The 9,569-nt window shown below is 67.4% G+C and carries 9 protein-coding genes; 4 read left to right on the forward strand and 5 right to left on the reverse strand.

The window, feature by feature from the left end; translation table 11 throughout:
* The coding region (locus ABZ260_RS38830) for a thioesterase domain-containing protein (RefSeq protein WP_355627471.1) at positions 1-1,768 on the forward strand (1,768 nt) is incomplete at its 5' end.
* 3 nt (positions 1,769-1,771) lie between these two features.
* Positions 1,772-2,782 (forward strand): enoyl-CoA hydratase/isomerase family protein, encoded by a 1,011-nt coding sequence (locus ABZ260_RS38835; RefSeq protein ID WP_355627474.1) that lies wholly within the window; start codon positions 1,772-1,774, stop codon positions 2,780-2,782.
* Between the two features lie 124 nt (positions 2,783-2,906).
* On the opposite strand, the gene ABZ260_RS38840 is transcribed toward ABZ260_RS38835, so the two are convergent.
* The gene (locus tag ABZ260_RS38840) at positions 2,907-4,676 is read right to left on the reverse strand and encodes an ABC transporter ATP-binding protein (protein WP_355627477.1); all 1,770 of its coding nucleotides are present in this window, start codon (positions 4,674-4,676) and stop codon (positions 2,907-2,909) included.
* A complete protein-coding gene (locus ABZ260_RS38845; protein ID WP_355627492.1) occupies positions 4,643-4,768 on the reverse strand; it encodes a helix-turn-helix domain-containing protein in 126 nt (41 codons plus the stop codon). Before ABZ260_RS38845 ends, ABZ260_RS38840 begins: the two co-directional genes overlap by 34 nt.
* Before the next feature lie 233 nt (positions 4,769-5,001).
* Between ABZ260_RS38845 and ABZ260_RS38850 the strand changes: the two genes are divergently transcribed.
* Positions 5,002-5,754 (forward strand): alpha/beta fold hydrolase, encoded by a 753-nt coding sequence (locus ABZ260_RS38850; RefSeq protein WP_355627479.1) that lies wholly within the window; start codon positions 5,002-5,004, stop codon positions 5,752-5,754.
* Positions 5,755-5,813: 59 nt separating this feature from the next.
* Here ABZ260_RS38850 and ABZ260_RS38855 read toward each other — a convergent pair whose 3' ends face one another.
* Both ABZ260_RS38855 and ABZ260_RS38860 read right to left on the reverse strand, forming a co-directional pair.
* Complete coding sequence (locus tag ABZ260_RS38855) at positions 5,814-6,752, reverse strand: NAD-dependent epimerase/dehydratase family protein (RefSeq protein ID WP_355627481.1); 939 nt, start codon at positions 6,750-6,752, stop codon at positions 5,814-5,816.
* Between the two features lie 64 nt (positions 6,753-6,816).
* A complete protein-coding gene (locus ABZ260_RS38860) occupies positions 6,817-8,046 on the reverse strand; it encodes a class I SAM-dependent methyltransferase (RefSeq protein ID WP_355627483.1) in 1,230 nt (409 codons plus the stop codon).
* 275 nt (positions 8,047-8,321) lie between these two features.
* Between ABZ260_RS38860 and rfbB the strand changes: the two genes are divergently transcribed.
* Positions 8,322-9,287, forward strand: coding sequence for a dTDP-glucose 4,6-dehydratase (rfbB, locus tag ABZ260_RS38865; RefSeq protein ID WP_355627486.1), 966 nt, complete (start codon positions 8,322-8,324; stop codon positions 9,285-9,287).
* A 74-nt stretch (positions 9,288-9,361) separates the two neighbouring features.
* On the opposite strand, the gene ABZ260_RS38870 is transcribed toward rfbB, so the two are convergent.
* The coding region (locus tag ABZ260_RS38870; RefSeq protein WP_355627489.1) for a hypothetical protein at positions 9,362-9,569 on the reverse strand (208 nt) is incomplete at its 5' end.

Genomic DNA, 9,569 nt, shown 5'->3' on the forward strand with positions numbered 1-9,569 from the left:
GCGGACGAAGCGGTTGCGGGTGTCGCACGCGTTCCATTCGCCGTTGATGGATCCGATGCTGGAGGACTTCCGCGCCCTGGTCCGCACGCTGACCTTCAGCGCGCCGCGAATCCCGGTCGTCTCGAACGTGACCGGTGAGGTGGCCACGGCCGAGCAGCTGTGCTCGCCGGACTACTGGGTCGACCAGGTCCGCGGCGCGGTCCGTTTCGCCGACGGCGTGCGAGCCATGCAGCGTCAGGGCGTGCGGGCGTATCTGGAACTGGGCCCCGATGGGGTGCTGGCCGCGATGGCCGGCGACACCCTCGCCGCGCTCGCCGGCGCGCCCGCCAACCGGCACCGGTCGGACACGGTGCTGGTGCCGGTGCTGCGCAAGGACCGGGACGAGCATACGGCGGCTACGGTTGCGCTGGCCCAGCTGCATGTGCACGGGGTTCCGGTCGACTGGCGGCGGGTGCTGCCGCCTGGCGGGCGCCGGATCGACCTGCCCACCTACGCCTTCCAGCGCGGGCGGTACTGGCTCGGCGGAACCGGTTCGCCGACCGGGAACGTGGTGGAGACAGGGCTGGCTGCGGTAATGGGTTCGGCCGATTCCGAGTCGACACCCGAGGCCGACACCGCTCGGGAGCGGTTGCGGGGGCTTGGAGAAGCGCAGCAGTACGAGGTGTTGCAGGAACTGGTGCGGCGTCATGCGGCTGCCGTTCTCGGTCACGGCGATCCCTCGGACGTCGATCTCGAACGTGATTTCTTCGAGCTGGGCTTCGACTCGTTCAGCGCGACCGAACTGCGTAACTCCCTTGCCAGGGCGGTTGGCTGGGAATTCCCGTTGATGGCGGTGTTCGAGAACAAGAACTCCGCTGGTCTCGCCCATTGGCTGCGGCATGAGCTCGTCACCCGGACGAATACCGGCCAGGCGACTGCGACCTCGGTGGCGGGCCAGGTGAACGACACCTTGGCAGAGTTGTTCCGTGGCGCTTTTCGTTCAGGGAAAGCGCAGGAGGCGTTCGGGTTGCTGTATGCCGTGGCGAGGGCCCGGCCCATGTACGACGCACCTGTCGACCTGAAGGAAATACCCCGGCCGGTGACGCTGGCCGGTGGCGCGGCGCGGCCTCGCTTGATCTGCGTGAGTTCGTCCACGGTGACCGGTGGCGTTCACCAGTATGCGCGGTTCGCCGCGCACTTCCGCGGGGAAAGGCACGTCTCGGCGCTTCCCCTGCTCGGATACGCCCTCGGTGAGGGCCTTCCCGCCACGATCGATGTCGCCCTCGGGAGTATCGCGGAAAGCATCGTGCAGGCCAGTGAGGGGGAACCGTTCGTGCTCGTCGGTCATTCGGCCGGCGGCATTCTCGCTTACGGCGCGGCCGGTGTACTGGAGAAGTCGGGGATCTCCCCGGAGGCGGTGGTGATGATGGACTCCTTCCATCCCCGTGCGGGTGGCGATTCGCAGATGCTGTCCGAGCAGGTGCTGCAGTACATCATGCAGATGGAGACGGTTTTCGGCGAGTTCAACACCGCGCGACTGTCCGCCATGGGGCACTGGTCTGCCATCACGCACGATATCGAGCCGGCCGATGTGAGAGCGCCCGTGCTGTTCGTGCAGTGCACGGAGCCGTTCTCCGAGGTCGAACCTGAATCGGACTACTGGCGGGCGACGCCGTTCGACCCGTCGCATGCCGTACGGACGATCGAGGCGAACCACTTTTCGATGCTCGCCGAGAAGGCGGAGGACACGGCCCGCCTGGTCGACGGCTGGTTCCGATGGGCCGGTTGAGAAATGTTCGGTGAAGAACAGACGGATCGGAGGCCTGTGGAAGGCGCGGTAGGTCTCGAACTGTCCACGTTGCGGCTTGAGCAGTCGGGTCGGGTGCTGACGGTGTGGGTGGACGCCCCGCCGTTCAACTACATGACCCTGTCGATGCAACGGGACTTCATCCGGCTCGCCGAGGCGGTGGAACACGACGTCTCGATTGGCGCGGTCGTCGTCACCGGCGCGCGCCCCGGCCGGTTCATCACGCACTTCGACATCGCCCAGATCTCTTCGCAGGCGGATGGCACGCCGGAGATCTCCCGCGCGGTCGCCCAGAACCTGTACCGGAGTGTGCGGGCGATGACGGGCTTGGCGGGTGAACGTCTGGTCGCCCGTTCCTCGCTCAAAGCACTGCTCGCGGTAACCCGGTTCCATGACATGGCGCTGCGGCTGATGCACTCCCCGGCGGTGTGGATCGCCGCGGTGAACGGGCCGTGCGGCGGCGGTGGCCTGGAGATGTCGGTCTTCTTCGACATGCGCGTGTCAGCTGACCGCGATGCCGGCTTCAGCCTGCCCGAACTGTCGCTGGGGCTGAACACCTCCCTGGGCGGGCAGCGGCTCGTCCAGCTCGTCGGGCCGTCCCGGGCTCTGGAGATGATGCTCGAAGCGCGTTTCTACACGCCGCAGGAGGCTCTGGAGCTGGGCTTGGTGAACCGGGTGGTGCCGGCCGAGGACCTGCTGGACACGGTACAGCGGATGGCGGAACGCTATGCCAGGCGGCCGCGGAAGGCTGTGGCCCTGCAGAAGCGGATCTTCAATGACGCCCCTTCCCTCTCGGCCCGGGCCAGTCTTAACCAGGAGGCCGTCGCCGCGTTGATGAGCATGTCATCACCGGTCACCCAGGCCGCCATGCGACGGTGGGTGCAGATGCAGGAGGGCACCAACGGCGATTCGGTGTTCCTGACCCAGCCGGAACCCTGGACCGAGGGCACCGCGCTCGACATGAACGTTCCTGCGCGCGGAGCGACACCGCCGTGATCGGTGCTCTCCCCACCGCGGTGGGGAGAGCACGGTCAGCGGATCTCGCGATCGAAGGTTCGGGTGCCCTACCGGAGTGACCTCACGGCTGTCGCCACGAATGCCACGCCGGCTGCCTGGAGCATCAGGACGTGACGAGGAACTGGGTCGCGGCAAGCTCGCGGTAGAGGTCGTCGGCGTCGACCAACTCGTCATGGGTGCCGTAGGCGCGGACCCGGCCCGCCTCCATGAGGATGATCCGGTTGGCGCCGGTGACGGTGGACAGCCGATGGGCTATGACCAGGACCGTGGTCTCCCGCGCCACCTCGGCCACCACCTCGCGCAGGCGCAGCTCGTTCACGGCGTCGAGCTGCGAGGTGGCCTCGTCGAGCAGCAGCAAACGGGGTTTGCGGAGCAGCGCCCTGGCGATGGCCACCCGCTGGCGCTCCCCGCCGGAGAGCAGGACACCGCGGTGGCCGACGGGCGTATCGAGGCCTTCGGGCAGGCGGGCGACCAGATCGTCCAGGCGGGTGCGGGCCACGGCGTGGGCGATCTCCTCCTCGGTGGCGCCAGGCGCCCCGAAGACGAGGTTCTCCCGGAATGTGCCGGCGAGGACGGGGGCGTCCTGCTCCACGTAGCCGAGCGAAGCGCGCAGCTCGCCCAGTGGCCATTCGCGGATGTCCCGGCCGCCGATGAGGATTCTCCCGGCCTGTGGCTCGTAGAACCGTTCGATGAGCCCGAAGACCGTGGACTTGCCGGCTCCCGAAGGTCCGACCAGGGCCGTCATGCCACCCGCGGGCACCTCGAAGTCCACCTGGTCGTGGACGATCGACCGGTTCTCGCCGTACCGGAAGACCACGCCGCTGAAGACGAGGCCGACGGGGGCGGTGCTCTCCGGCTCCCGCGTCTCGGGGATGGGCGGTTCGGACGGAAGCTCGGAGATCTCCCGGATGCGGATTATCGCGGCCAGGCCGTTCTGCATCTGGGTGAGGTTCTCGATCAGCGTCCCGATCGGGGAGACCAGGTAGAACATGTAGAGAAGGAACGCGACCAGCGACGAGATCTCCAACGACCCGCTGGCTACGCGCGCGCCGCCCACTCCAAGCACGGCGAGGAACGCCAGCTGGGTGGCCATCCAGGTGCCGACGCTCGTGACCGAGGTCCACGCGGCGGCGGTCACGCCGCGGTCACGTGCCTCGGAGGCCGCGACGCCCACCATCGCGATCTCGCGCGACTCGGCCCCGCTGGCCTTGACCGTGCGGAACGCCTGGAGAGCGCGGTCGAGCACGGAGCCCATCTCGCCCAGGGCCACCTGGGCCTGGAGCGACGCCCGGCCGATGCGCGGCACGATCGACGCCGCTATGAGGCCGATCAGGGCGACCACCACGAGCGTGACCATGAGGAGCAGGCCGTCGATGACGGCCATCAGCACCACCGCGCCCAGGAACATGAAGATCGCGTTCACCGAGCTGGCCAGCGCGTCCGTGCAGACGGCGCGCAGCAGTGTGGTGTCGGAGCTGACCCGGGAGAGCAGGTCTCCCGGCTTGAGCCGGTCCACGTCGGCCACCTTTAGCCGCAGGATGCGATCAACGAGGCTCATGCGCGAGGTCAGCACGATTCCCTCGCCCATCCGCTCAAGCAGGAAGCGACCCGTCCCCAAGAGCAGGGCCGCCAGCAGGACCGCCACCGACAGCCAGAGGGTCGGGCCGGCGAGGTCGCCACCCTTTCCGAAGGCGTCGATCACGCCCTTGGCGAGGATTGGCATCGCCAGCCCGGCGGAGCTCCCCACCAGGGTGAACACGCCCCCCAGCAGCAGCACGCGCTTGTGCGGGCGGACCAGGTCGAACAGCGGCCGCCACGAGTTCCACCTGCCCAGGCTGCTCAGTCGCACCCGCCCGCGCAGAACCTCCTCCATCCGAGGCGCCTGTATACCGCCTGCCTGCTGACCCCGAGGGCCTCCGCTATCTGCGTCCATGACATCCTCTGTACGGCGCGTACCCGGCGCACCTGGACGGTGGCCAGCCGATCGACCTGGCGGCGCAACTCGGCAGCGGCGCGCAGCGAGGGCCGGTAGTGACACTAAATGTCGAAAGACCAGGAAATCACCGGAGTTCGTGGCGTATGGACTGGTTGGCAGCCTCGGGCTGAGCCCACCGGCCCGGCTTCTAGTGTTTTTGCGAGTCGCTGATGGGTTTCACTGGTCCGAGTAGCATTCGGCGAGATGAAGGGGTCAACGGATCGTGAGTACCGCGGACGACGTCAGCACCGCATGGGTCCGTCGCTACCATCCGGCAGTGGGGGCGGGTAAGCGCCTGGTGTGTTTTCCGCACGCGGGCGGATCGGCGAGTTTCTTTCGTCCGGTCTCGGCCAGGTTCGCGCCGGGGGCCGATGTGGTGGCCGTTCAGTATCCCGGGAGGCAGGATCGGTTGCGGGAGCCGTGCATCACCGACATCGGTGTCCTGGCGGATCGGATCGTCGACGAGCTGATCACATTGTCGGAGAAGCCGACGGTCTTCTTCGGCCACAGCATGGGGTCGGTGATCGGCTTCGAGGTGGCCTGCCGGCTTGAGCGGAAGGGTGTCAACGCACCCCACACGCTGATCGCCTCGGGACGCCGAGGGCCGTCCACCCATCGGGACGAGTCGGTACACCGGCGCGACGACGACGGCATCATCGCCGAGCTCAAGCTGCTGAACGGCACGGACGCCGGGTTGCTCGGCGATGAGGAGATCCTCCGGATGGCGTTGCCCGCGCTGCGAGGTGACTACCGCGCGATCGAGACCTATCGCGGAGATCCGGAGCGGAGCATGAGTGGTTCGATCACCGTGCTGACCGGGGACGCCGACCCGAGGACGACGGTCGAGGAGGCGGAGTCCTGGAGCCGGCACACCTCGGGGCGTTTCCGTATCAGGGTGTTCTCCGGCGGTCACTTCTTCCTCACCCGGCATCAGCAGGCGGTGAACGAGGAGATCGCCAAGGAACTCGGGGCGTAGCGGCGGGACCGGGCCTGCCGCAGAGAGCGTATGGCGGGCCTTGGCCGCACAGCTGATCGTCAGGCGTTCCAGATGCTCCATGCGTCGGCGATCATCCCGGTAAGGCCCGATCGCTCGGGAAGCCATCCGAGTTCTTTCACGGCGCGGCTGTTGTCGGCCGTGAGGATCTGCGGCTCCGGCTTGGGCGGCGCCTTTCGGACCGGCAGCTGAAGGCCGGTCACAGCTTCCGCCGTCGCCACGACCTGCGCCATGCTGGACGCGGTGCCGCTCCCTATGTTGTAGACGCGGTGCTCGCCCACCCTCACGGCGGCGAGCGACAGCCGCATCGCTGCCGCCACGTCGAGGATGTGGACGAAGTCGCGGACCGCGGATCCGTCGCCGTTGAGTGTGATGTACGGCAACTCGCCGGTGAGCGCGCGGAATACGTTCGGGATGATACGCGCGGTGTCGGTGTCGGTGCGCCCATGGGCCGTACCGGCGATGTTGAAGCACCGCAGCGTGATCGCGCCGATCGCTCCAGTGGCGGCGTACGCCGCGACGAGCTGCTCCGCCCCGACCTTCGATGCCGCGTAGGGACTTTCCGGGCGGGGGTCCAGATCCTCGCCCAGGGCGCCGACGTACTGCGAGCCGTAAACCTTGTCGGTCGATGCGAACACGAATCGAGCCGGAGGCACCGATTCACGGACGTTGTCGAGCGCCATAAGGAGGTTGAGGGTGCCGACCACGTTGACGTCGTAGTACGTCAGCGGGTCGGCGAACGAGTCCCGTCCTCGGGACACCGCGGCGAGGTGGCATACCGCGTCGAAGCGCCCGGCGGCGACTATCTCCCGGATTCGGCCGCGGTCCCGGACATCGCCTTCCACCAGGCCGGCGTCGGCATGCCGTCGCACGTCCGCGCGGCTCCGGCTCAGGACGGTGACCTGGTGACCGGCGGCGAGAAGATCGTGGGTGACCGCATGGCCGAGATAGCCCAGACCTCCGGTGACCAGGACGTGCACGTCAGTCCCTCCAGACGATCGTCATGCGACATTCCAGGCCAATGGGATCATCCGGCTAACCACTTCACTTGATGGACAGCTCCGGGAACGGCACGACGAACGCGCCGCCGGCTGCCGCGAACGCCGCCGACCGGGCGCGGATGCTGGCCTCGAAGTTCCAGGCGAACAGCACGCAGTAGTCGGCCGCGTTCGCGGCCAACCGCTCGGAGCTCACGATGGGGATACCGTCGCCCGGCGTGTACTTGCCCACCTTGCGCGGGTTGTCGTCGACGATCCAGGCGATCTCACCGCCCACTCCGGCCTGGGAGAGCAGGGTGACGGCCCGCGCCGACGCGCCGTACCCGCAGATCCGCCGACCGACTCTCGACAGGCCGCCCAGCACGTCGTTGAGGGTCGTGCAGACCCGGTCGATGCGGTCCGCGAAGCCGTCGAGAAAACTGCCGTCGGGCACCCCCGCGTCGACCTCGGCCTGCAGGATCCGGTCGAATCCGGCCGTCGAGGGGCGGGCCTCGTCATCGCGGCGTATCCAGCAGCGCAACGAGCCTCCCTGGGTCGAGATGAGCTCGGCGTCGGACACCGCGAGCCCGTTCGCCTCGGCCGCCTGTGCCAGCACGTGCAGGGAGAAGTACGAAAGGTGCTCGTGGTAGACGAACTCGAAGATACCGTGCTGGACCATCGGCAGGACGTGCGCGACCTCGATGACGGCGCAGCCACCCGGTTTGAGGAGCAGGCGGATCGCGCGGAGAACTCCGTTCACGTCGTTGACATGGGCGAGCACATTGCTGCCCAACACCGCGTCAACGGGCCCGATGTCACTCAGTATCTTCTCGGCCGACTCCACACCGAAATGCGCGGTCAGCGTTGGAATTCCCTGCTCCTGCGCGTAGACCCCGAGTTCGACCGCCGGGTCGACACCGAGCACCCGCATGCCGCGCTCGGCGAAGAAGCTCAGTTGCGTGCCGTCGTTCGAGCCGATTTCGAGCACCTTCGCCCCGGCGGCCAGCTCCAGCCGATCCGTGACCCGGGTGGCCAGCGCACGGCAGTGGTCGACGAGGGCAGGAGCGGCACCCGTGGCGTACCGGTAGTCGGCGAACAGTACCGATCGGGGAATGACGTCCACAAGCTGGACCAGGCCGCACCCGGCGCAGCGCACGAGGTCCAATGGGTACCGGTGCTGAGATCGGGCCGCCTCGGCCGTGGGCGCGATGTCGTTGGCGGGCGGAGTCGGGGTGAGCGAGACCACCTGTTCCAGACGGTTGGTCCCGCACACCAGGCAGCGGCCGGTGGAGTCCATCAGCGTTCTCTCCTTCCACCCATCGTGTTGCCCAGCCGTCGTGGCCACCGCGCTCGATCTGGCGGAAGTCCTTTCGACAGCTCACGACAAGTCCTCGATCAGCTGGCGGTCGGAGCTTACGTCCGCCAACACTAGGGGAATTACCTGATCGGCTGAGGCACAATCACCTGAAAGAAACCCCTTGATCTGGGGGAATCACATGATCGCCGACACCGTGTTTCCGTCCGAGTTGTCCGCCAGAGGCGAGGCAGGTAACGCGGATGAAGGAGTATCAGATGCGAATCCTGGTCACTGGCGGAGCTGGGTTCATCGGATCCCATTTTGTACGGTCAATGTTGGACGGCCGATATCCCGGCCACGAGGACACCCGAGTCACCGTTCTGGACAAGTTGACCTACGCCGGCAGGAGGGAGAACCTGCCCGAGGCACATCCGAAGTTGACCTTCGTGCGTGGCGACATCTGCGACCGGGAGCTGCTGGCTGATCTCCTGCCCGGACACGACGGAGTCGTGCATTTCGCTGCCGAGTCGCACGTCGACAGGGCGGTGAACGACGCGGACCCGTTCGTGTGGGCCAATGTGATGGGCACCCACCGCCTTCTCGAACAATGCGGGACGAGTGGAATCCAGCGCGTCGTGCACGTGTCCACCGACGAGGTGTACGGGTCGATCGAGCAGGGATCATGGACGGAACGGTTTCGGCTCGAGCCCAACAACCCGTACTCGGCGTCGAAGGCGGCCAGCGATTGCCTCGCCCGATCGCACTGGCGCACTTACGGCCTGGACTTGTCGATCACCCGATGCTCCAACAACTATGGACCCCGGCAGCATCCGGAGAAGATCATTCCTCGTTTTGTCACCCGCCTGCTCCAGGGGCGCGACCTCACGCTGCACGGCGACGGCGGCGCCATCCGCGAATGGCTGCACGTCGACGACCACTGCCGCGGCATTTCCATGGTCCTTGACAAGGGCCGCGCCGGCGAGATCTACAACATCGGCGGCGGGATAGAACTCACCAACCGTGAGCTGACCGGCCTGCTGCTCGAGCTGGCCGGGGCCGATTGGGACCGAGTCCGCTACGTGGCAGACCGGCGGGCTCAGGACCATCGGTACTCGATCGACCACAGGAAGATCACCGAGGAGATCGGGTTCGAACCCATGATCGATTTCAGAGAAGGTCTCGCGGGCACCATCACCTGGTATCAGGAGAACCGATCCTGGTGGACGTCTCTTGACGCGTAGTGGTCGCGGCCGGAAGTCCCGGTGACGGTTCGCGGGTTGGTGTGCGGAGCCATCCCGCGCGGTGGTGCGATTTCTTACGGCCCGACGCAGGGGGACATGCAGGTATTGGCGAGGCCTTTGCAGCGGCAGTCGCGTAGCCGTGGGCGCGGGGTGGTTTCGGAGACGGTGACCTCGCGGCCGGCGCGGAGGATGCCGTAGGTGCGGACCGGGACGTCGACGTCGGCGTCGCGCAGCAGGCGGGCGACCGCGTCACCCACACCGCCCACCCTGCCGCTGTCCTCG

Source organism: Streptosporangium sp. NPDC006013, from assembly GCF_040614275.1.
Taxonomy (GTDB): Bacteria; Actinomycetota; Actinomycetes; order Streptosporangiales; family Streptosporangiaceae; genus Streptosporangium.